At 34.5% G+C, this 23,930-nt stretch carries 19 protein-coding genes; 11 read left to right on the forward strand and 8 right to left on the reverse strand.

Annotated features, from left to right (window positions below):
* The first annotated feature begins 232 nt into the window (after positions 1 to 232).
* Complete coding sequence (locus KHA98_RS19515) at positions 233 to 5,173, forward strand: T9SS sorting signal type C domain-containing protein (RefSeq protein ID WP_213259579.1); 4,941 nt, start codon at positions 233 to 235, stop codon at positions 5,171 to 5,173.
* A gap of 75 nt (positions 5,174 to 5,248) precedes the next feature.
* Here the strand turns inward: KHA98_RS19515 and KHA98_RS19520 are convergent, their stop codons facing one another.
* Positions 5,249 to 5,659 carry a helix-turn-helix domain-containing protein gene (locus KHA98_RS19520; protein ID WP_213259580.1) on the reverse strand — a complete coding sequence of 137 codons (411 nt, stop codon included), beginning with the start codon at positions 5,657 to 5,659 and terminating at the stop codon, positions 5,249 to 5,251.
* A 173-nt stretch (positions 5,660 to 5,832) separates the two neighbouring features.
* On the opposite strand from KHA98_RS19520, the gene KHA98_RS19525 reads away from it, so the two are divergent.
* Both KHA98_RS19525 and KHA98_RS19530 read left to right on the forward strand, forming a co-directional pair.
* Complete coding sequence (locus tag KHA98_RS19525; protein WP_213259581.1) at positions 5,833 to 6,345, forward strand: hypothetical protein; 513 nt, start codon at positions 5,833 to 5,835, stop codon at positions 6,343 to 6,345.
* Between the two features lie 5 nt (positions 6,346 to 6,350).
* The gene (locus KHA98_RS19530; RefSeq protein ID WP_246522442.1) at positions 6,351 to 6,818 is read left to right on the forward strand and encodes a helix-turn-helix transcriptional regulator; all 468 of its coding nucleotides are present in this window, start codon (positions 6,351 to 6,353) and stop codon (positions 6,816 to 6,818) included.
* A 160-nt stretch (positions 6,819 to 6,978) separates the two neighbouring features.
* On the opposite strand, the gene KHA98_RS19535 is transcribed toward KHA98_RS19530, so the two are convergent.
* The 4 genes from KHA98_RS19535 to KHA98_RS19550 all read right to left on the reverse strand — a co-directional run bounded on the left by KHA98_RS19535 (position 6,979) and on the right by KHA98_RS19550 (position 10,672).
* The gene (locus KHA98_RS19535; protein ID WP_213259583.1) at positions 6,979 to 7,845 is read right to left on the reverse strand and encodes a cupin-like domain-containing protein; all 867 of its coding nucleotides are present in this window, start codon (positions 7,843 to 7,845) and stop codon (positions 6,979 to 6,981) included.
* Positions 7,846 to 7,926: 81 nt separating this feature from the next.
* A complete protein-coding gene (gene bioB, locus KHA98_RS19540) occupies positions 7,927 to 9,015 on the reverse strand; it encodes a biotin synthase BioB (RefSeq protein ID WP_213259584.1) in 1,089 nt (362 codons plus the stop codon).
* A gap of 171 nt (positions 9,016 to 9,186) precedes the next feature.
* Positions 9,187 to 9,624 (reverse strand): hypothetical protein, encoded by a 438-nt coding sequence (locus KHA98_RS19545; RefSeq protein WP_213259585.1) that lies wholly within the window; start codon positions 9,622 to 9,624, stop codon positions 9,187 to 9,189.
* A 118-nt stretch (positions 9,625 to 9,742) separates the two neighbouring features.
* On the reverse strand, positions 9,743 to 10,672 hold the full coding sequence (locus KHA98_RS19550) for a bifunctional riboflavin kinase/FAD synthetase (RefSeq protein WP_213259586.1): 930 nt from the start codon (positions 10,670 to 10,672) through the stop codon (positions 9,743 to 9,745).
* A gap of 195 nt (positions 10,673 to 10,867) precedes the next feature.
* On the opposite strand from KHA98_RS19550, the gene KHA98_RS19555 reads away from it, so the two are divergent.
* The gene (locus tag KHA98_RS19555) at positions 10,868 to 13,537 is read left to right on the forward strand and encodes a zinc-dependent metalloprotease (RefSeq protein ID WP_213259587.1); all 2,670 of its coding nucleotides are present in this window, start codon (positions 10,868 to 10,870) and stop codon (positions 13,535 to 13,537) included.
* 93 nt (positions 13,538 to 13,630) lie between these two features.
* Here the strand turns inward: KHA98_RS19555 and KHA98_RS19560 are convergent, their stop codons facing one another.
* Complete coding sequence (locus tag KHA98_RS19560) at positions 13,631 to 14,311, reverse strand: ComF family protein (RefSeq protein WP_317192583.1); 681 nt, start codon at positions 14,309 to 14,311, stop codon at positions 13,631 to 13,633.
* A 98-nt stretch (positions 14,312 to 14,409) separates the two neighbouring features.
* Here KHA98_RS19560 and KHA98_RS19565 point away from each other — a divergent pair, with 98 nt between their 5' ends.
* The 5 genes from KHA98_RS19565 to KHA98_RS19585 all read left to right on the forward strand — a co-directional run bounded on the left by KHA98_RS19565 (position 14,410) and on the right by KHA98_RS19585 (position 20,440).
* Positions 14,410 to 15,951, forward strand: a complete 1,542-nt coding sequence (locus KHA98_RS19565; protein WP_213259588.1) for a glycine--tRNA ligase — start codon at positions 14,410 to 14,412, stop codon at positions 15,949 to 15,951.
* A 252-nt stretch (positions 15,952 to 16,203) separates the two neighbouring features.
* Positions 16,204 to 17,079 carry a LytR/AlgR family response regulator transcription factor gene (locus tag KHA98_RS19570; RefSeq protein ID WP_213259589.1) on the forward strand — a complete coding sequence of 292 codons (876 nt, stop codon included), beginning with the start codon at positions 16,204 to 16,206 and terminating at the stop codon, positions 17,077 to 17,079.
* A gap of 176 nt (positions 17,080 to 17,255) precedes the next feature.
* A complete protein-coding gene (locus KHA98_RS19575) occupies positions 17,256 to 17,594 on the forward strand; it encodes a hypothetical protein (RefSeq protein WP_213259590.1) in 339 nt (112 codons plus the stop codon).
* Positions 17,595 to 17,694: 100 nt separating this feature from the next.
* Positions 17,695 to 19,755, forward strand: a complete 2,061-nt coding sequence (locus tag KHA98_RS19580) for an ATP-binding protein (RefSeq protein WP_246522444.1) — start codon at positions 17,695 to 17,697, stop codon at positions 19,753 to 19,755.
* Positions 19,745 to 20,440, forward strand: coding sequence for a response regulator (locus KHA98_RS19585; RefSeq protein WP_213259592.1), 696 nt, complete (start codon positions 19,745 to 19,747; stop codon positions 20,438 to 20,440). Before KHA98_RS19580 ends, KHA98_RS19585 begins: the two co-directional genes overlap by 11 nt.
* Before the next feature lie 85 nt (positions 20,441 to 20,525).
* On the opposite strand, the gene thiL is transcribed toward KHA98_RS19585, so the two are convergent.
* Complete coding sequence (gene thiL, locus KHA98_RS19590) at positions 20,526 to 21,575, reverse strand: thiamine-phosphate kinase (RefSeq protein WP_213259594.1); 1,050 nt, start codon at positions 21,573 to 21,575, stop codon at positions 20,526 to 20,528.
* A gap of 265 nt (positions 21,576 to 21,840) precedes the next feature.
* Here thiL and KHA98_RS19595 point away from each other — a divergent pair, with 265 nt between their 5' ends.
* Both KHA98_RS19595 and KHA98_RS19600 read left to right on the forward strand, forming a co-directional pair.
* Positions 21,841 to 22,320 carry a DinB family protein gene (locus tag KHA98_RS19595; protein ID WP_213259595.1) on the forward strand — a complete coding sequence of 160 codons (480 nt, stop codon included), beginning with the start codon at positions 21,841 to 21,843 and terminating at the stop codon, positions 22,318 to 22,320.
* A 52-nt stretch (positions 22,321 to 22,372) separates the two neighbouring features.
* Positions 22,373 to 22,873 carry a DinB family protein gene (locus KHA98_RS19600; protein WP_213259597.1) on the forward strand — a complete coding sequence of 167 codons (501 nt, stop codon included), beginning with the start codon at positions 22,373 to 22,375 and terminating at the stop codon, positions 22,871 to 22,873.
* 45 nt (positions 22,874 to 22,918) lie between these two features.
* On the opposite strand, the gene KHA98_RS19605 is transcribed toward KHA98_RS19600, so the two are convergent.
* On the reverse strand, positions 22,919 to 23,878 hold the full coding sequence (locus KHA98_RS19605; RefSeq protein WP_213259598.1) for a helix-turn-helix transcriptional regulator: 960 nt from the start codon (positions 23,876 to 23,878) through the stop codon (positions 22,919 to 22,921).
* Positions 23,879 to 23,930 lie beyond the last annotated feature (52 nt).

Below are 23,930 nucleotides of genomic sequence, written 5' to 3' on the forward strand. Positions count from 1 at the left end.
TAATGCACTTTTATTAGGCTCTAACAATCTATAATTTTCTTCTGCCTGTTTTTTGAATACCGGATTAACGCTTGTAAAAATTTAAATATCTCCAAAAGCAAATTGCTTTTTATTCTGTTTTAACCATTCTGATGGTTATTTAATATCTCTGTTCTAATACGAGGTGTTTTAAATTTTTAAAAGGATTTTCATTTGAGTTTGAACTGAAATTTTAATATTTAAATGTCATGAGATGGAAAAACACTTACTTAAACGCTTAATTTGCTTGTGGTTTCTTATTCAATCTTTAGCAATTTATCAATTTTATTCAGCATTATTTTTTAATTCGAAGCGAAAACTGGCTTTATTGTTTCTATTATTTTCAATTCCAATATTTGCACAACCACCTCATACATTTACATCAAACGGATCATTAGAAGTTCCGGCTGGAATAACTTCAGTAACTGTTGAAGCCTGGGGAGCCGGAGGAGCCGGAGGAGGTGCAAGTGGCGCTCTTGGAACAACAGGAAGAAGTGCAGGCGGTGGTGGTGGCGGTGCTTATGCAAAAGGAACTATTACTGTAGTTGCTGGTAATACATTAAATGCCATAGTAGGTAAACAAACTACAGGAACAGCTATAAGCGGAACTACGGGTGAGAGTTCTACTATTTTAGGTTTTGAAACTAGTATTTTAGCATTAGGTGGTTCAGGAGGAACCGCAAATACCACAGGAAATCAACCGGCAGGAGGAGCAGGAGGTACTGCTTCGGGTTCAATAGGAAATCTTGTAAAAACATCGGGTACAGCTGGTGATGCCGGAAATGCCGTTTTAATAGCAGCCTTACTCGCTTCCGGAAAAGGCGGTAATAGTCCGAATGGAGGAAATGGTGGTGCTGCGGCTTCCACCTTACTTTTAGCCAGTTTTCCCGGAAATGCCGGTACCCCTCCGGGAGGAGGAGGAAGTGGGGCAATAAATTGTTCAGGGGCTGCTGCCCAGCTTGGTGGTAATGGGGCTGCCGGTCAGGTTAAGGTAACGTATGTTTGTCCTACTTATAGTATTTCCGGTACTGCCACGGTTGGGGTTACTGCAGATAATGTTTGTGCAACTTCGGGGACTTCCGAAGTAACCATTACAACTGCAGCTGCCTCATTGCCAATTGGCGTTTATACGGTTACGTACGGGCGTGGTAATCCAATTACAACATCTGGATCGGCTACAATGACGGTATCAGTTGCCGGAACTGGAAAATTTACTGCAACTGGTTTAACTACAGTTGGCGCAAGCAGAATAACAGTAACGAATTTAAAATCTGGCGTATGCTCTTCTACTACTAATAATTATGCAAATATAACGGTATTCTCGGCTACTGTGGCTGGAGCTGTTACAGGAGGAACTACAATTTGTAGTGGTCAAACAAGTGCATCTCTTTCATTGGGTGGCAATACAGGAGTGGTTACTAAATGGCAATCGATGGCTAATTCAGCTTCAGTCTGGACAGATATTGTAAATACAACAACTAGTTATACTTCTTTAGCTTTAACAGAAACTACACAATTTAGAACTGCGGTAAAAAATGGTGCTTGCGATGAGGTTTTTTCTACTCCAACAACAGTAACCGTAAATCCTTTGCCTCAGGGAAGTTTAACTGCAAATGGGCCGTTTTGTGATAGTGGTTCTCCGCAATTAATATTTACTGCTACAGCAGGTACAGGTCCTTATACAGTGGTATATACAGAAAATAATGGTGTAAATCGTTCAGCAACTGGTGTAGTGAGCGGTGCAGCTTTTACGCCATTTACCACTTCAATTAATGCATCAACGGTTTATAATTTGGTTTCTGTTACTGGTGCTAATACGTGTGTTCGTAATTCTGGATTTACAGGTGGGACTGCCACAGTAACAGTAAACCCTTTGCCTCAGGGAAGTTTAACTGCAAACGGCCCGTTTTGTGACAGTGGTTCTCCGCAATTAATATTTACTGCTACAGCAGGTACGGGTCCCTATACCGTTGTTTATACAGAAAATAATGGTGTAAATCGTTCAGCAACTGGTGTAGTGAGCGGTGTAGCTTTTACGCCATTTACCACTTCAATTAATACATCAACGGTTTATAATTTGGTTTCTGTTACGGGCGCTAATACGTGTGTTCGTAATTCTGGATTTACAAGTGGAGCCGCCACAGTAACCGTAAATCCTTTGCCTCAGGGAAGTTTAACTGCAAATGGGCCGTTTTGTGATAGTGGTTCTCCGCAATTAATATTTACTGCTACGGCAGGTACAGGTCCTTATACAATTATTTATACAGAAAATAATGGTATAAATCGTTCGGCAACTGGTGTAGTTAGCGGTGCAGCTTTTACGCCATTTACCACTTCAATTAATGCATCAACGGTTTATAATTTGGTTTCTGTTACGGGCGCTAATACCTGTGTTCGTAACTCTGGATTTACAAGTGGAGCCGCCACAGTAACTGTAAATCCTTTGCCTCAGGGAAGTTTAACTGCAAATGGGCCGTTTTGTGATAGTGGTTCTCCGCAATTAATATTTACTGCTACGGCAGGTACAGGTCCTTATACAATTGTTTACACAGAAAATAATGGTATAAATCGTTCGGCAACTGGTGTAGTGAGCGGTGTAGCTTTTACGCCATTTACCACTTCGATTAATACATCAACGGTTTATAATTTGGTTTCTGTTACGGGAGCCAATACTTGTGTTCGTAATTCTGGGTTTACAGGTGGAGCCGCCACAGTAACAGTAAATCAAATTCCTGTTCCTGTTTTTGATGTACAACCGGCATCATCAGTTTGTGTAAATACCAGTGTCACTTATACAACGCAATCAGGACAGTCAAATTATATTTGGTCGGTTTCCGGAACAGCAGGAAGTGACTATACGATACTTTCAGGAGGAATAACTAATTTAAGTAATACCGTAACTTTGCAATGGAATACAATCGGAAATAAAACGGTAAAGGTACGTTATACTTCAAAAGGATGTTCGGCGGTTTTAGACGCGACCAGTTTAACAACAGTGACAAAAACAGTACCCGGAGTAGTTAGTGGAGGATCGCATGTGTGTAGTGGTGACCCAAGTCCGTTGTTAACAGTAAATGGTTATACAGGTACAATTGTTCGCTGGGAATATGCAGAGGCTTTGCCTTATGTCTGGCAGTCAATAAGTAATACCACTAATACCTATCAACCTGGAATATTAGCGGTAAGTACAAGTTATAGAGCAGTTGTGAAAGACGGAACTTGTGCTGAAGAATTTGCAACAGAAACCAGAATTGATATTGATGCCAAACCGGCACCACCTTTGATAGGAACTGTGGTACAACCAACATGTATAAATCCTACGGGAAGCATTGTGTTAAATGGTTTAGAGGGCGTACCAAATTGGACAATAGCACAAACGGGAACATCTTCTCAAAACTATACGGGTTCAGGAAATAATTATACTGTACTTAATTTAGTACCGGGAAATTATTCTTTTACGATTTATCAGGTGGCGAGTTGTCCTTCATTGTCAACAATTTCCGTTGAAATTAAAGCACCAGTTACGAATGTTTGGGACGGTTCTGTATGGTCAAAAGGAGTTCCGCCAGTTGCTACCGATGCGATTGTGTTTACAGGAAATTATCAGACTAACGGAAATTTAAGTGGCTGTTCTTGTACCGTAAATTCAGGAGTTGAGGTTACGGTTAATTCTAATCATACTTTAACAATTGACAATTCGGTTACAAACAATGGTGGAAAACTGATTTTTGAGAATAATGCAAGTTTGGTACAAGTAAATAGTGCAGCCAATACAGGAAATATAACATACAAGCGAAACACAACTCCGGTTAGACGCTATGATTTTACTTTTTGGTCTTCTCCGGTTACCCGTACACCAGCTTTTACACTAAAAGAGCTATCTCCAAATACTCTAGCAGACAAATATTATAAATACGATGCAGTAAGTGGCTGGCAGATTAATTATGGCGGAACAGCTCCAATGGTTGCAGGTAATGGTTATATTGTGCGGGCCCCACAAAATTTTGATATCAATACACCAGTTATTTATAATGCAACATTTACTGGAGTTCCTAATAACGGAACAATTACGGTACCAATACCAGTTGCCGAAAAATCATATTTGCTTGGAAACCCTTATCCGTCGGCAATTTATGCAGATCAGTTTATAATTAGCAATTCAAGTAATTTGTACGGTACATTATATTTTTGGACACACAATTCTGCTCCAAATAAAGATGTTCAGGGTAATGCAATTTATAACTATACTACAGATGATTATGCAATTTACAATCTAACAGGAAGCACAACAGCGGGTCAAATGCATGGAGATGGTGCAACGACACCAGGGAATCAAAATCCTCCTTTAGGATATATTGCGGCTGGTCAATCCTTTTTTGTGGATTCTAAAACGACTCAAAGTGCTGTTTTTACCAATGCAATGCGCGTTCCCGGGAATAACAGTCAGTTTTTTAAAACCGTAAATTCAAACAAAGAGAATATTGAAAGACATCGTGTTTGGATTAATCTGACCAATACACAAGGAGCTTTCAAGCAAATTTTAGTTGGTTATGTTCAAGGCGCAACAAATGGATGGGACAATAATTATGATGGACTAACTGTAGACGGAAATAAATACCTGGATTTTTATAGTATTAATGAAGATAGAAAACTGGTAGTACAAGGTCGTGCCTTACCTTTTTTGGAGTCTGATACGATTTCTCTGGGATACAGAACTATCATTGCGGGCGAATTTACAATTGCAATCGATCATGCAGATGGTGATTTAAGTACGCATGCTATTTTTCTTGAGGATACAAAGACAGATACAATGCAGGATCTGCAAAAGAAAGGATATACCTTCACAACAGCAATCGGAACTTTTTTAGACCGATTTGTGGTTCGGTATGCAAAAACACTCGGAACCGGAGATTTTGAAAATCCCACAAATACTATTTTAATATCTACAAAAGATAAAGTGATTGCGGTGCGATCACAAAAGGAATTACTGTCTGGCATTTCGGTGTATGATGTAAATGGTACTCTAATTTATAAAACAAAAGATATTAATGCATTAGAGTTGCAAATACCAAATATGCATGCTGGAGCCCAGGTTTTACTGGTAAAAGTAACATTGGAGAACGGAAGCACAACAGTACAAAAGGTAATTTATTAATCAAAATGAAAAAAGCAGTCAGGTTCTAAAAACCTGACTGCTTTTTTTAAATAAGTATTTTGAAGCTTTTTGAAATTATTTCAAATCGCTTTTTAATTTTTCTATTCTCGCTATCATTTCATCTTTTTCTTTCAGCATGCGCTCAAACAAAGCAATTTTTTCTTCGTGAAGTTTTTTTACCTCTTCAATAGGATTGAAGTTGAATGTAGAATTAGGATTTCCAACACAAGCATTATCTCCAAAAGTATTCGAAATTACATTTATAGCCTGTTCTTCATCAAAGTTCTGAAAAGCTTCAAGAGGAATCTTTAATACTGTTGAGATTTGTTTAAGCAGATTATCTTCAATCACTTCTTTTTGTTCCAGCATAGAAATTTTCTTCTGGTTCCATTCTTCGCCCAGATCATAAGCTAACCCTTCCTGCTTTATGTTAAGCATTTCTCTGAAACGTTTTACGTTTCTTCCCTGATGAATTTTCTGTTCCATAATGATTGTTATTTTTCTACGAGCTCAAAGATAAAGCTATTCCGATTAAAAAGTCTGATTTTCAAAGATAAAAAATATCTTGAAAATATGTGTTTTGTCTGGTAATAGGTGTAAAATAATTGTACAATTTGTATAATTAAGTTGTATATTTGCCTAACGAATTATTTTAGATAATGAATGTAAAAATACTGAAAGCTAGATCAAACGATTTGGTAAATGCGAGGATTATCGATGTTAAGTTAGGTAAAGTAATTCTGCCCTCGATAACAGAGGGATGGAGATTTAATTTTAGAAAACATTCAAAAGAAACACGCTATGAAACTTATATTTTAGTCAGTGAAGAAACTCCGGATGTAATTGAAGGATGCCTCATTTTTGAAATGAAAAGCAAAATTGAACCTTATATGGCTTTTGTTGAAGTTGCCCCACATAATAGAGGAGACAGTAAGAAGTATGAAAGAGTAGCAGGTTCTTTAATTGCATTCGCGTGCAGACTGAGTTTTAAATGCGGTAAAGGAGATTATCTGGGTTATTTGGCTTTTGATGTTATAGAAGAAGAACAGGAAGATCAAACAAAACTTATGGCTGTTTATTCAACAAATTATTATGCACTTAGATATGGAGAAACAACAATGATTATTCCTCCTTCTGGTGGTGAAAAATTAATTAAAGAGTTTTTAAATTAATGGATATGAAAAATAAAGAAATTCAGATTAGCGATATTTGGAACGACAAGAAAAAAGCTGATTTAAAAGAAATAATTAAATCACATTCTGCCAAACAATCCAAAGAACAGATATTAAAGAATCAATTGCTTTCTATTCAATATAAATTGGAAGATTATATTCAGAGTGAGAATGAAACAGAGGTTTTAAAAATTCTTGATTTTGTAAAGATGTATTTGAAAGCCCTTAATCTTTCTAAAAAAACATTGGCGACCCATTTTGAAATGCGAGACAGTAACCTTCATAAATATCTTTCGGGCGAGAGAAAATTAAATGCACAGGTGGCATTGAAATTAAGTACTTTTTCGCATACTAAACCAGATCAATGGTTTAGAGTTCAGCTGAAAAATGAAATGCTTGAGCTAAAAAAAGAAACTGCCCACATAGAAGATTATAAAAAGTATGACTATCTCAATTTATTAGAAGCGGTCTAAAGTTTTAAGGTAAATTATAGGAAAGCTCTCTGTCTGAGGGCTTTTTGTTTTTTAATGCGATAAAAGAATGTAAATGCAATAAAGTTGCAAATTGTAAATTTATGCGATGAGGTTCAGGTTTTGATGGAAAAAACAATAGTAGAAAATAGAAATACAACACTTAAAAAGTATTTTGCAACTTTTCATGCGTATTGCTAATTGCTTTTTCATTTTTATAATCAATCCATTTTTGACCTTTAAATTTTCGCATTATAATATCAAAATAACGCATAATAAAAACATTATAAGCGGCTTTGGAGAGATTGGTTATATTTTTGGGAAAAGCCCGAAGACTCATAGAAAAACCGGGAGTCAAATATTTCATATAATGCCAGTATCCTTCCGGCATGTACAACATTTCGCCATGTTTAAGATTGGTAATGTAACCTGAAGCATTTTTTAGAGCCGGAAATTTTTCATAATCCGGATTATCAAAATCAATATCTTCTCTTGAAATTAAAGCATGAGGAACTTTGTACATGTATTTTGACTGATCGGGAGCAAAAAGCATACACTGTTTTTCTCCATGAAAATGAAAATGCAGAATATTAGAATAATCAATATCAAAATGCATGAAGACTTTTGCGTTTTCTCCGCCAAAAAACAACATCGGCATTTGTTTTACCAACTTCAATCCAATTTCAGGCCATTTAAAGTCGTTATTTAACACTGGCACTTCATTCATTAGATTATAAAGAAAAATACGGTAATTAGTAGGTTCTGATTCTAAAAGGGTAATATAATCGCTCATTTTCATTTTGATATGAGCTTCATTAAAACCATCTTTATGATTTACAGGCCGATTATCGTATAAAGGGACAGTAAGATCGCCTGCAATTTCATTTATATAAGATAATTTCCATTTATGATAAGCGGGCCAGTCCTCGGTTAGTTCTTCAATAACAACGGGGATTTGTTTTTTTACATATCGGGAAACAAAATCAGCTTTTGAGATTTTTTTTACCCTTTCGATTTGCTTTAAATTCATCTCTTTAAAATAAAAAAATTGCTTACAACACAGGTTGTAAGCAATTTAAATATATTTATAAAGTTGAATTAACTCTATTAATTAAATTTTTGATTTAATCGAATGTTCAAGGTTTTTCTCGATTGTATGTCCCGGTCTTGACCATTTTGGTTTTTCGCCAAGCGCAGCAAACTGAGAATCTTCTGCCTCAACTGTTTTTGGCTGAGAAACTTTTGTAAATGGTTTTTGTGGATTTAATCCTAAAAGTTCAAACATCTTCATGTCTTCATGAACATCCGGATTTGGAGTAGTAAGCAATTTATCTCCCGCGAAAATTGAGTTAGCACCTGCAAAAAAGCACATTGCCTGTCCTTCGCGGCTCATATTTGTTCTACCAGCAGATAAACGCACCTGAGTTTCCGGCATAACAATTCTTGTTGTAGCCACCATTCTGATCATTTCCCAGATTTCAACTGGTTTTTCATCTTCCATTGGAGTTCCTTCAACAGCAACCAGAGCATTAATTGGCACAGATTCCGGTTGCGGATTCAAAGTAGAAAGCGCTACAAGCATTCCTGCTCTGTCTTCAATACTTTCTCCCATTCCGATAATTCCTCCGCTACAAACCGTAACATTGGTTTTACGAACATTTTCGATAGTTTCTAAACGGTCTTCAAAAGCGCGAGTAGAAATAACATCTTTATAATAATCTTCAGAAGTATCTAAATTGTGGTTGTAAGCATATAAACCGGCTTCAGCTAAACGTTGTGCCTGATTTTCGGTAATCATACCAAGTGTACAACAAACCTCCATGTCAAGTTTATTAATGGTACGAACCATTTCTAAAACCTGATCAAATTCTTCACCATCTTTTACATTTCTCCAGGCAGCACCCATACAAACACGAGAAGATCCGCTAGATTTTGCACGCAAAGCCTGAGCTTTAACCTGACTTACACTCATTAAATCATTTCCTTCAACTCCAGTGTTATAACGTGCAGCTTGCGGGCAATAACCACAGTCTTCAGGACATCCTCCGGTTTTAATAGATAATAAAGTTGAAACCTGAACTACGTTAGGATCATGTTTTTGCCTGTGAATGGTTGCAGCTTCGTATAGAAGATCCATCAAGGGTTTGTTATATATGGCGATTATCTCGTCTTTAGTCCAATTGTGTTTTGTAATGCTCATGAATACATTGTTTTTGAAGCCTCAAAAATAGTTAATTTGTTCTAATCAACCAATGCTGAATTTTGTAAATGAATATTTGTCAGTGATTTTCAAAAAAGAAACACTCTAAAATCATAGAATTATACTTTTTTATGATTTTAGAGTGCTAAATGTTATGATTTATGTGAAATATTAATCGGCTACATATTTATTGTTCCAATAGAGCATCATCAATAAAGTTACAATTACAGAGGACGCAATTCCTTCAAACAATAAGCAAATGCAATAAGTTGGTACAGAAGGATTTCCTCCAAACATAAAAGTTGCAGATAGTGTTTTTACGTATGCGTCTCCGCCACGTGCATAACTATAAACTAGTAATCCGAATATGCTCAACGCCACGCCAACCACAGAAGTTGCCATTGCAGAAACAGCATTCGATACAAAATTGGTTTCACCTTCATGCAGGTTCATTTGCATAGTTCTGTTTACGCCATAAAAGATAAAAAATACATTTAGTGTACGTAAATAGAATAAATCTGCCAGACCAAGTACATTCATCAATAAAAAATAAATGCCTATTCCGAGGAATATCAGAAACCCGTTGGTAATTTCTTTAGGTAATTTCATAGTGGTTATTTTTAAAGAAGTTAATAGTAAATATTTGAAAAACAGAGTTCTATATCAAATTTACTAAAAAAATAACTACGATGATTTAAAAAACGGGAAAAGTATTTTTAGAACTTTATTAAAGTTGTTCAATACATTTTAAAGCATCAATTTTGTCCTGATTTAACTGCGCTTTCAGTAATTCTACCGAACCAAATTTTTGTTCCTCACGAAGATAATGCAACAATGAAACTTCGATTTTTGAACCATAAATATCAGCATCAAAATCAAAAAGATTAACTTCGATAGTTTGCTTTTGACCGTTTACAGTAGGATTGAAGCCAATGTTCATCATTCCGAAAAATTCTTTCGAGTCTACTATTGCTTTAACCGCATAAACACCAATTTTAGGAATCAGTTTATAGTCTTCTTCAATCTCAATATTTGCCGTTGGAAAACCAATTGTTCTTCCCAGTTGTTTTCCTTTTACAACTGTACCGGATAAAAAATAAGCATAACCAAGATATTCATTGGCCAGGGTCATGTTTCCTTCGGTAAGTGCCTTTCTGATTTTTGTAGAACTTACAGAAACATCCTGAATTTCTTGTGCTGAGATTTGTTCAACCTCAAAACCATATTCAATTCCAAAAGCAATTAAATCATCAATATTAGCCGTTCTGTTTCTGCCAAAACGATGATCGTGTCCAATAATTATTTTCTGAATATGAAATTGATCTACTAAAATAGAATGCACAAATTCTTCGGCAGTAAGTCTTGAGAAGCTTTCATTAAAAGGATGAATAATAAGGTTTTCTATTCCTGTTTCTTCCAGAAGCTTTGTTTTTTCACCAATAGTGTTTAAAAGTTTTATTTCTGATTTTTCCTGCAAAACCATTCTTGGATGCGGAAAAAAAGTAAGTACCAAACTTTCGTATTTGCCGTTTTCGGTGTTCTGATTAATTCGTTCAAGAATTTTTTTGTGACCAATATGCACGCCATCAAAGGTTCCAAGAGTTAAAATAGTTTTCTTGGTTGAACGGAAATCGTTTATAGAATGAAAGAGCTTCAAAACAAATAATTTAAGATGGTGCAAATTTATACTATCTATTTTGAATTTGATACCAAGCTCAATTGATTTTTACTGAGATTATCTTACTTTTTGTGAAAATAAATCAACTCGTCGATTAAAAAGCATTAAATGTCGTTTATATGTAAGAATTTGATTTAATTCTTTTAATTTTGATCTTTCTAAGTGACCCTGAATATGAAAAAACAATTACTTTTTATATTATTTATTTTCTCCTTTGCCAATATACATGCTCAAAGCGATGATTTATGGCAAAAAACAAGTCCGAATACTTTTTTAAGTAAAACGATAAATGATGCGGATTCTGAAAAATTGTATTATAAATTAAATTCAGAACACCTGCGGGCGAAGTTATCTCCGGTTACGAGCGCTATATCGAAAAAGACAAATACTGTAATTACAATTCCGAACCTTAATGGAGGTCTGGAAAAGTTTACGGTTTGGGAATCTTCAAACTTTGAACCGGAATTGCAGGCAAAATATCCTGAAATTAGAGCTTATGAAGGAGCAGGTGTAGATGATAAAACAGCAAAAATTCATTTTAGTGTTTCGCCTTACGGAATGCAAACCATGGTTTTCCGTGCTGATAAATCGACGGAGTTTATCGAAGAAAATCCGGATGATAAGTCTCAGTATGTTTTATTTACCCAAAGTGATAAGGCTTCAAGAGGAATGATTTGTAAAACAGAAGACAAAAAGAATAATTTAACAGCTTCTGCAAAAACAGGAAAAACGACATCGAATGCAAAGGTTTTTAAAACATTGCGTTTGGCATTATCTTGTACTGGGGAATATGCTGTTTTTTTTGGAGGATCAAAAGCTCAGGCACTGAACGCGATGAATGCAACATTGACAAGAGTAAATGGTGTATTTAATAAAGATTTGGCAGTAAGATTAGTGTTGATTGCAAATAATGATGATATAATTTATACAGATGCAACAACAGATCCTTATTCTATAGCAAAGGACGGAGTAAAAGGACCATGGAATAGCGAACTGCAAAATACTTTGACGTCGGTTATAGGAAATAACGGGTATGATATTGGGCATTTATTTGGTGCCACGGGCGGTGGCGGAAATGCCGGATGTATTGGATGCGTTTGTGATAATCCAACCACTGATGAACCTTTAGGAAAAGGAAGTGCTTATACTTCTCCATCTAACGGAAAACCTCAGGGAGATACATTTGACATTGATTTTGTAGCGCATGAATTTGGTCATCAGTTAGGGGCAATGCATACTTTTTCTTATGATAGTGGAGAAAGAACAAGCGTAAATGTAGAACCAGGGAGCGGATCTACTATTATGGGTTATGCCGGAATTACAGATTATGATGTTCAGGATAACTCAGACGATTATTTTGCTTATGCCAGTATTTTACAAATTCAGAATAATCTGGCCACAAAAAGTTGCCCTGTAGATACAGCAATTACCAATAATCCGCCAGTGGTTAAAGCGGGCTCAGATTACACAATTCCTATTAGTACCGCATTTGTTTTAACAGGTACAGGGTCTGATCCGGAAGGAGATACTGTAACTTATAACTGGGAAGAATATGATAATGCAACAACTACATCTGATGAAAATAGTAAAGCTTATCCAACAAAACCTGACGGGCCTTTGTTTAGATCTGTTGTTCCAGGTAGTAGTTTGATACGTTATATGCCTAGTTTTAACTCTGTTATTCAGAACAGATTAACAACAACCTGGGAGTCTGTTTCGTCTATTGCAAGAACGTTGCATTTTACCTTAACGGGCAGAGATAATGCCGCTGATGGTGCAGGTCAGACCAGTACAGATGAAATGATTGTAAATGTTTCTGCTTCAGCCGGACCGTTTGAAATTACATCACAAGCTAATGATGATGTGAGTTGGACACAGGGATTGAGTAATACCGTTACGTGGAATGTAAATAATACTAATACTTTGCAAGGTTCATCTACAGTTGATATTAAATTATCTACAGATGGCGGCGTAACTTTTCCAATCACTTTAGTGGCAAATACACCAAATGATGGCTCCGAAGTTATTGTTCTTCCAACGAGTGTACCATCTTCAAAAAATTGCAGAATCATGATTCAGCCAACGGGTAATATCTATTACGCCGTAAACAAAAAAGCTTTTGCAATAGGTTATACAGCAACTACATCTTGTAATTCATATAGTTTTGGAAGCTCATTTTCGATTCCGAATACAACAACTTTTGTGACAAAAACAGTAACAGTTCCGGCATCTGACGCTACAATTTCAGATGTAAATGTTTTAATCAATGTAACACATGAGAATCTTTCAGATCTAGAAATCCAAATTGTAAACCCTCAGGGAACAGTTGTGCAATTGTTTAATAAAAGCTGCGACGGAAAAAATTCCACTTTGGTACTTCAGTTTGATGATTCGGGAGTTGCTTTAGATTGCGACAAAACAACGCAGCAAATTGTTATTCCGGTAGATTTTTTAAGTGTATTTAATGGTCAAAGTCCTGCTGGAACCTGGACTTTTAAAGTAAGAGATGCTGTGGTTGGAAAGTTTGGAACGATAAATTCAGCTTCGATAAATATTTGTAGTCAGACCTTTACCTTAGATTCAGATGATTTTAATAAAATAGATTTTAATCTTTATCCAAACCCAAACAAAGGAAATTTCAATATCCAGTTTAAAAGCGATTCATTGTCAGAAATAAAGATCTATGTACATGATATTTTAGGCAAACAAGTATATTTAAAAACCTATCCGCCAACAAAACAGTTTAGTCAAAATATTCAGCTGCCAAATGTTTCTTCGGGAATATATCTTATTTCTGTAATTGACGGAGATAAAAGAACCGTAAGGAAAATTATAGTGAACTAAACGGTTTTAAAAGTTTTAAATCTCAAATTCCAAATTCCAGTCAAACAGCGATTTGATCAGAATTTGGAATTTTTGTTTAAAAGGTTTTCCTGATTAATGCGCCATTGCCATGCACACAATACTAATTTTTGCTCCCGGAATTTTCAATAATGCACGGGCACAAGCCTCAAGCGTGGCTCCGGTTGTTAAAACATCATCAACAATTAAAAAATGTTTATCGTGATTTGCTTCTGAAAAATGAACATCAAAAATAGAATCAATGTTTTCAGATCTGCCTAAAAGGTTTTTCTTTGATTGCGTTTTTGAGTAACGCTTTCGATATAAAACAGAAGCATCAAAAGTTAGATGTAAAGCATCAGCCAAAGTTGTTCCGAAAGTAGTAACCTGATTATAACCTCTTTCTTTAAGTTTCTTTGAATGAAGCGGAACCGGAATAACAACATCAAATGGTTTTTTTAGTTTGAGTTCTTTTAAATCTTCGGCATACCAATTGCCCAAAACAGTCCCTATTTCTTCATGACCTTTATATTTTAAATTATGAATAAGTTCCTGAACGATGCCTTTTTTATTAAAATACAAAAGAGCGGATGCGTGTTCAATCTCGATTTTTCCATAGAACTTCTTAACGGCTTCGTTATTAGAATCTAAATGATATTGAGTAAGCGGTAATTCATGTCGGCAAATGGTGCACAAAACACTTTCATTTGTCATCAAAACCGATCGGCATCCGGAGCAAACTTTAGGGAAAAACAGATTTATTATATAATTAAACACAAATAGAAAGAATTTAGTTACAAAAATAACCAAATCAAAGCTTCAATCTTTGTAATTTTTCTTTTTTTTCAACGTACTTTTTATATTTTTGCATCACTATGGCAAAACAAGACGATTTATTTAAGAATGTGGTTTCGCACGCAAAAGAGTACGGATTTATTTTTCCGTCGAGCGAAGTATACGATGGATTGAGTGCAGTGTATGATTATGCACAAAATGGTGTCGAATTAAAAAAGAATATTCGTGAATATTGGTGGAAATCAATGGTTCAGATGAATGAAAATATTGTCGGCCTTGACGCGGCAATATTGATGCACCCGACAACCTGGAAAGCTTCAGGCCACGTTGATGCATTCAATGATCCGTTAATTGACAATAAAGATTCTAAAAAAAGATATAGAGCTGACGTTTTAGTAGAAGATTTTGCTGAAAAAATTAATCTGAAAGCTAAAAAAGAAATCGAAAAAGCAAAAGCTCGTTTTGGCGATGCATTCAACGAAGAAGAATTTGTAACTACAAATGCTCGTGTAATTGAATATTTGGCTAAAGAAAAAGAAATTAGAGAGCGTTTAGGACGTTCTTTAGGAAACGGGGATTTAGCCGATGTTAAAGCTTTAATTGAAGAGCTTGAAATCGCTGATCCTGAAACCGGTTCAAGAAACTGGACTGAGGTAAAACAATTCAACTTAATGTTCGGAACTAAATTGGGAGCTTCTGCAGAGTCTGCAATGGATCTTTATTTACGTCCGGAAACAGCTCAGGGTATTTTTGTAAACTTCCTGAATGTTCAGAAATCGGGTCGTATGAAAGTTCCTTTTGGAATTGCTCAAACGGGTAAAGCGTTCAGAAACGAAATTGTTGCAAGACAATTTATTTTCCGTATGCGTGAATTCGAACAAATGGAAATGCAATTTTTTGTGCGTCCGGGAGAAGAAATGAAATCATACGAATACTGGAAAGAAACGCGTTTGAAATGGCATTTGTCTTTAGGATTAGGAAAAGAAAATTACCGTTTTCACGATCACGAAAAATTAGCGCATTACGCAAACGCAGCGGCTGATATTGAATTTAATTTCCCATTCGGATTTAAAGAATTGGAAGGAATTCACTCTCGTACCGATTTTGACTTAAAAGCACACGAAGAATACTCAGGAAGAAAATTACAATATTTTGATCCTGAATTAAATGAAAACTATGTACCATACGTGGTAGAAACCTCTGTAGGTCTGGATCGTATGTTTTTGGCTGTTTTTGCAACATCGTTGCAAGAAGAAACTTTAGAAGACGGTTCATCAAGAACAGTACTTAAATTACCGGCAGTATTAGCGCCAACAAAAGCAGCAGTTTTACCATTGGTTAAAAAAGATGGATTACCAGAAATTTCAAGAAAAATCATCGAAGATTTAAAATGGGATTTCAATGTTGCTTATGATGAGAAAGATGCTGTAGGTCGTCGTTACAGAAGACAGGATGCATTAGGAACTCCTTTCTGTATTACTGTAGATCACCAGACTATCGAAGATGAAACAGTAACTATTCGTCATAGAGATACAATGAAACAAGATCGTGTTAAGATTAGCGAATTAAGAGCTATTATTGAAAACGAAGTTTCGATGAAAAACTGGTTAATGAAAATGTAATTTTCTTAATTAGCAAGATAAAAATCCCAAATTCCTGTGAGGAGTTTGGGATTTTTTTAATTTTGAAATGTGTATTTCATCGGACATTTTTGCATTTCATCTTTATGTATTAACATTCGTGGTTAATGTGTTAACAATGAATGATTTGTAATAGTGAAATGAGTAATTTTATTTGCCCCCTTATATACTAAAGCTAAAAGATGAATGGAGAGATACAAATCGAAGTTCATTAAAAAATCATTAAAATAAAAATTGAAAAAGTATTCGTACATCATTATTGACAATGACGCTGAAAGCATTTTGAAAACCAGAATTGTTGCAGAGGGTTTTTCAGAATTAACTTTTATAGCTTCTGCTACGAATTACAATCAGGGATTAAATTTGGTTTTAGAATACCGGCCTTCTTTTATTTTTCTGGAAATTGATCCGGAAAATTCACAAAGCGACTTGTCTTTAGCATTTATTGGTGAACTATATCGATATTTATCTGTTATTCCGAAAATCATTGTCACTACAACCAAAAAGGATTTGGCTTTTGATGCCATTCAGTATAATGTTTTCGATTATATTCTAAAACCTTTAACGCACGTAGATTTATTAAAGACCCTTTTAAAACTGCAAAAGACCCTTTTAGAATCTAAAGACACTCATTTTGAAGAAAATATAGCTAATGTCACTGATTTTGAACAAATTAGCTTAAGGAAAGAAATTTCCGATTTAAAAGAAGAAATTCAATCTGTAGTACTACCAGATCATAAAATAACTTTTGAAGCCGAAAAACCACTTATTATCTGCGTTAAATCGTATGGAGATTATCGCTATATGAATGCTTCGGATATCTGTTATTTTCAGGCCGATAATAATTCTACCGATATATTCCTCGCTTCGGGTGAAATGATTACTGCATTTAAGACTTTAAAGCATTTTGAAAGTGTTTTAGTTCATCCGTTTGTTCGAATTCATAATAGTTATATCATCAATCAAAACTATATTGCCAGAATTCATAACGGAAATTCCGTTTGTTATATTAAAAACTCTCCAAAAAAGATTCCTTTTTCCAAAACTTACAAAGCAAACCTTGATTCAATTATCGCAGACATCGCAGACGGTAATTATTTAGAAATCTAAAAATAAAGTGTTTACATGTATTTGACGCTCAGTGACTATCATTTGGGCATGATCTACCATAAACACTGGTTTTAATGTACTTTTTTTTCGTTTCCGGGTATAATTTTACACCCTGATTTGCACAACGCAATCACCTCCAAAAACAAAAAAAGACAAAACATTTAAAACCTCAAATCATGAAAAAAGCAGCATTAATATTCGGATTATTTTCTTTAGTAACAGTAGCAACTTCATTTGAAGCTCCAGAAAAAACAAATACTGCAGTTGCGGGAATTGATATAATGATGGGTTCAGATGGTACTGGTGGACAAGCAGGAAAAAGAGACAAAAAGACAGATCTTGCAGGTATTGATATTATAATAATGGGTTCAGATGGTACTGGTGGACAGGCAGGAAAAAGAGATAAAAAGACAGACTACGCTTATAATACATCTAAAAAGGCTAATTCAGAGAAACACTTAAGTAGTTTTGTTTCCGATAGCCAGTTAACAAAATCTAACATAAAATTAGACTAATTAAATAAATAATAAAATAGTAAAAAAAGGTTGTCATTTTTGACAACCTTTTTTTATGTCTATAGTTTTAGTATTTTTGAGAAAAATCAAAAACTATACCTTGAAAAAACATTCTCAGATATTATTATTTTTATTTCTTGTCCTTTTGGGCTGTACAAGTAAAAGTAGAAAAGATGAAAATGTAAAATCTCCAAATGATAGTTTGCCTATTTATTTGTCATTAGCAAATGATGCTAATTTGCCTTTACAATACAAGCAAAATTATAATCAAAAAGCATTTGATATAATTATTGCTCAAAAAAATGATTCTCTTAATAGAGTAAACCTTTTTAAGGTGGCCAATCGTTATTATAATATGAACGATTTAAAGTCTTATCAAAAAGTCTCAAAGTTAATTCTTGAAAGATCTATACAAAGCAAAGATTCATTAAGTATTGCTAAAGTCTATACCTATTTGGGAGATTATTATCGCTCGCAAATGGTTTCTGATAGTGCCTTTTTAAATTATTTCAGAGCAGAAAAAATATATTTAGGAATTAGTGATGATTTGAATTTAGCCAAGACCTTTATAAGCAAAGCGGATTTACAGTTAAAGGAAGGTGATTTTTTCGAAAGTGAAATTACAGTTTTTAAAGCACTTAATATTTTAAAAACAAAAAAAAATGTTAGCCATATTCTATATGATGGTTATAATTTACTTGGAATTATATATAATGAACGTGAAGAATATGATAAAGCACTAGAGTATCATAACAAAGCATTATCTATGCTTGAAGATAAATCAATTCCATTAGAGTTCCAATTAAAAGCAACTTCCCTTAATAATATTGGGTATGTGTATTTAAACATGCATAATTTTAATAAGGCTAGAATTTATTTTAAAAAGGGATTAGAGGAAAAAGATTTATTTACTGATTATACAGTTCTTTATGCAATGCTATTGGACAATTTAGCGTATGCCAAATTTAAATCAGAGGAACTTACTGAATTGCCATCACAATTTTATGAAGCTTTAAAAATTAGAGATAGTTTAAAGTTGGAGTCGGGAATTATATTAAATAAAATTCATCTGTCTGAATATTATGCATTCAAAAAAGATACTTTTAGAGCTCTTCAGTTTTCGAAACAAGCTTTAGCTCTTTCAAGGAAATCCAGTAAATTAAGATATATATTAGACGCTCTTAAACAAATTGCAATTGTTGATCCTAAAAATGCTTCGCGTTACTCCGAAGAATATATTGGGCTTAATGAAAAATTGCAGAAGGCTGAGCGAAAAATGGGTGAGAAATTCTCCCGTATCGAATATGAAACCAACGAAATAAAGGATCAAAACTCAAACTTACAAGAAAAGAATAAAACTTTAATTTACGTTTTTAGCATTTGTACATTATTGGGTTTATTTTTCTATGTTTACAAAACGCAGCAAGCTAGAAATAGAGAGTTGCTTTTTAAACAGCAGCAGCAGATTGCAAATGAGGATATCTATAATCTAATGATTTCTCAGCAAAACGAGATCGAACAAACCCGAATTAAAGAAAAGAAAAAAGTGGCTCAGGAATTGCACGATGGTGTTTTGGGGCGAATGTTTGGTGTAAGAATCAGTTTAGACAGTTTAGATAAAGTTGATGAAGCTCAGGCAGCATCAAAAAGAAAAAAGTATTTAACCGAACTGAAGCATATAGAAGAGGATATTCGTGAAATTTCGCATGATCTAAATAGAGAAAAATCAGAATTAATTAATAATTTTGTTGCGATTTTAAAGAAACTGTTTGAAAATCAGCGAAACACGCATTATTCCAAATTAATTACAAAATTTGACCCCCATATAAAATGGGAGCTTGTTGATAATATTGTCAAGATTAATTTATATAGAATTGTTCAGGAAGCACTTCAGAATTGTAATAAATATGCCAAAGCTGATATCATTATAGTGGAGTTTAAAAGTGAAATCGATTATTTGGTTTTATCTGTTTCAGATGACGGAATAGGCTTTAATACAAAAAGAACAAAAAACGGAATAGGTTTGCATAATATTCAATACAGAGCAACCGAATGTAAGGGCACAGTTACAATAAAATCTGCCAAAGGAGAAGGAACAATTCTCACAGTTAAAGTCCCAATCGACCAAAAAATTAACCTACATAATAATAATGACATTTGACACAACTCCCTTTTCGCCAACGCTTAAGCGAAATATTTTAATTGTAGACGACCATCCTTTTATTATTGAAGGATATAAAAATGCAATTACGCGGTACAATCCAAAAGAGTACGATTTTGTTATTTCTCAGGCTTATGATTGCAGATCTGCTTATGATTTGCTGGAAGATGAGGCTACTCCCGATTTTGATATTGCTTTTTTAGATATCAGTATGCCGGCTTATGAAGAGAAAGAGCTTTTTTCGGGTGAAGATCTGGCGAGGTTGATTATGAAAAAAATGCCGCATTGTAAAATTATCCTCCTTACAATGTATACAGAGTTGCTAAAAATTAAAACCATCATTAGAACAATTAACCCCAACGGTCTGGTGATAAAAAATGATTTAACTTTTGATGAATTGCTTTATGCTTTTGATAAAGTAATGAAAAATGAAAAATACTACAGTCAGTCGGTTGTAAAAATGCTGAACCAGTCTACACATAATGCTATAGAAATAGACCAATTTGATAAGCAGATTTTATTTCATCTGTCAAAAGGAACGCTGGTAGAAGAAATGTCACATTATATTCCTATTTCTTTAAGAGCAATAGAAAAGAGAAAAGTAAACTTAAAAGATTTGCTGAAGATAAGAACCGGTTCTGACGAAGAATTGGTGAAAGAAGCAAAAAGCAAGGGGCTTTTTTAAAGATAAATTCCAAAAAAGTGAAAATTCCAAATTCCAATTGCATTTAAGTGATTGGAATTTGGAATTTTTTATTTGGAGTTTCTACCTATTCTTCGCTCAAGGCATCCCATCCACGTGCTTTTAAAGCAATTTTTGTGTTTGCACGTGTTACAAGATGTATTCCTTCGCTTTCGTCTGCCATGTGGCCGATAATAGAGAAATTCGGATTTCCTTTTATTTTGTCGAAGTCATTAATATCGATTGTAAACAGTAATTCATAATCTTCACCACCATTTATCGCAACTGTGGTGCTGTCAATATTAAATTCTTCGCAAGTTGAAATAAACTGAGGATCCAAAGGCAGTTTGTCTTCGTATAAATTACAACCCACTTTTGATTGTTTGCATAAATGAATAATTTCAGATGATAATCCGTCTGAAATGTCAATCATCGAAGTTGGTTTTATTTCAAGAGCGTGCAATAAAGTACGAACATCTTTACGTGCTTCCGGTTTTAATTGTCTTTCGACCAAATAAGTATAAGGATCAAGATCCGGCTGACTGTTTGGGTTCACCTGGAAAACTTGTTTTTCGCGTTCCAAAACCTGTAATCCCATATAAGCTGCGCCGATATCTCCGGTTACAACCAATAAATCGGTTTGTTTTGCACCGTTTCTATAAACGATTTCATCTTCATATGCTTCACCAATTGCAGTGATGCTTATAATTAATCCTTTTTGAGATGAGGTAGTATCACCGCCAATAACATCAACTTTATATTCTTTTGCTGCATGCGTAATTCCTTCAAATAATTCTTCCAAAGCTTCAAGTGGAAAACGATTCGAAACTGCAACAGAAACTGTTATCTGTGTTGGTTTTGCATTCATGGCACAAATATCTGAGATGTTTACCACAACGGCTTTGTATCCTAAATGCTTCAATGGCATGTAAGCCAGATCAAAATGTACGCCTTCAATCAATAAATCGGTAGAAACTACTACTTTTTTATCTTTAAAATCCAGAACTGCGGCATCATCGCCAATACTTTTTAAAGTAGATTCCTGCGTAACATCAAAATTTTTGGTTAAATGTTCAATTAAACCAAATTCTCCCAATTGGGCTATACTGGTGCGCTGCGGATTTTTATCTTCAATCATTTCTCTTAAGTTCCAAAGTTATTAAGGTGCAAAGGTACAAAGGATTTTTCTTTTTAAGTTACAAAGGCACAAAGGTTCAAAGATGCAAAGGTTTTTTATAAAAGAATTGTCTGTAGAGACGCACTGCAGTGCGTCTAAATTCTGTATTGTGAACTAATTATTAATGATAGAAAAAATAATTTAAAATTATTTTTTTCCTGCTGACAAACTGTTGTCACCAGCCCATTTTACTTTTGAAGTATTAAAAATTTAAAACTTTAAAATCATGAAAACATTAGAAGCACAAGTAATTACTTCAGAAGATTTATTGAAACACTGGCAAGGTCATAGAGCTTTAACTCGTCGTTTAATTGAAATTTTCCCGGAAAAGGATTTCTTTGAATTTTCTATTGGCGGAATGAGACCTTTTGCTAAATTAGTAGATGAACTTTTGGCAATTGCAGCTCCGGCGCTTAAAGGAATTGTAAATCGAGTAAGTGAGCCTTATACGGAAGGGACTGAAAAACTTATTTTTAAAGCACAATATCTGGAAAAGTGGGACGAAGCAACTGCAGAAATCAATACGTATTGGGAGCAATTATCGGTTGAGGATTTTAGCGAGACTTTTAATCTTTTTGGTCAGTATGAATTTCCAATTATCCAGAATGTCTTATACTTTATTGATAATGAAGTTCATCATAGAGGTCAGGCTTATGTATATTTAAGAGCATTAAATATCGAACCGCCATTTTTCTGGGAAAGATAATTAACTTTAAAAGTCAAAGAATTTCGTTCAATAAAAATTAAATTTAAAAACTATGAGTTTAAAGACTATAATGTCCAATTATGCTAATTACAATTTATGGGTAAATCAGCAATTTGTAAATTGGCTTTCGCCTAAATCCGATGATTTGCTTAATGCAGAAGTGGCTTCAAGTTATTCAAGTATAATGAAAACACTGGATCATATTTGGGCAACGGAAGAATATTGGTTTTCTGTTATTTCAGAAACTGCTCCGGCAGAAAAGAAAGAACTTAGCGAGTTGTCTACGGATGATGTATTTGCCGGATTGCTGAATTCATCTCAAAAACTTACAGATTTTATTAATTCATTGTCGGAAGAAGCTTTGGCAAAAGAAGTTAAAATTAGTAATCCCTGGTTTGAATGCGAATTACCGCTTTCGGAGTATTTATTGCAAGTTGTCAATCATGGTACGTATCATAGAGGTCAAATTGTGACTATTGGCCGGAATATTGATATAACCGATGCTTCAAATACAGATTATAATTTTTATAATGTTGTAAAAGGTCAGAAATAAAGATAAAAAAACTCCTAATGAAACAAGGTTTCATTAGGAGTTTTTTTATAAAAGTCTTTTTTTGTTGACTTCAATTAATTCTAAAACTTTCGTTTTCAATATTTCAGGTTCAAGTATAGTTGCATAATCTCCAAACATTAAGAACCAACGCGGAAATGCACTTTCTATATCCCGGGACATAAAAGTCATTTCGATATGTTCGTCAATTTCTTTCTCTGAGATATAGCCATGATACTTTCTTTCGGTTGCTAAATACCTTGCTATCTTTTTTTCGATTAGGATTCGGACTTTTGTTGTTGGAATCGTTTCGTTTTTAGTTAAATAAGTTTCCAGTGAATTGTGTTCGATTGTAAAATCAAGTTCTGTTTTTTTTATAAGCTGAATTCGGTCGGTTCGAAACTGGCGATAATCTTGTCGCAAATGACAATATCCCAGAAAATACCAATTGTTATGATCGTGAAATACACCAACGGGTTCGAGATTTCGTTGTGTTGTTTCGTCCTTTTCAAAAGTTTTGTATGTTAAAAGAATCTGTTTTTTCTCTGCAATACCTTCAAAAAGAACCGCCAGAGTATTAGGTGAATTATCATTAAACATTGGTTCTGCAGTTTGCATGACAATTCTGGATTCAATATTCGAAAGATAATCTTTATCTGCACTTCTTAAAACCGACTTTAATTTAAACATCGCCGATGAATAATGCGTTCCCAAAGTAGGATCGGTAAATTTCTGCATCAGCTTTTCGGCAGCTATAAAACTGCTAACTTCTTCGCGGGTAAACATTACAGGAGGTAACCGATAACCTTCCATCAAAGCATAACCAACTCCGGCTTCGCTATAAATAGGAACTCCGGAAGCTTCAAGAGTTCTAATGTCTCTGTAAATGGTCCTTAAACTACAATCAAAACGGTCTGCCAATTCCTGTGCCTTCACAATCTTTTTAGACTGCAACTGAATTAGAATAGCAACAATTCTGTCAAATCGTTTAGGAGATTCGTCGAGCATTTTTTTTAGGTTCAGCGGTTAGAGGTTCAAAGTTACAAAGGTTATAGGTTTA

This window comes from Flavobacterium branchiicola (genome assembly GCF_018383905.1).
GTDB lineage: Bacteria > Bacteroidota > Bacteroidia > Flavobacteriales > Flavobacteriaceae > Flavobacterium > Flavobacterium branchiicola.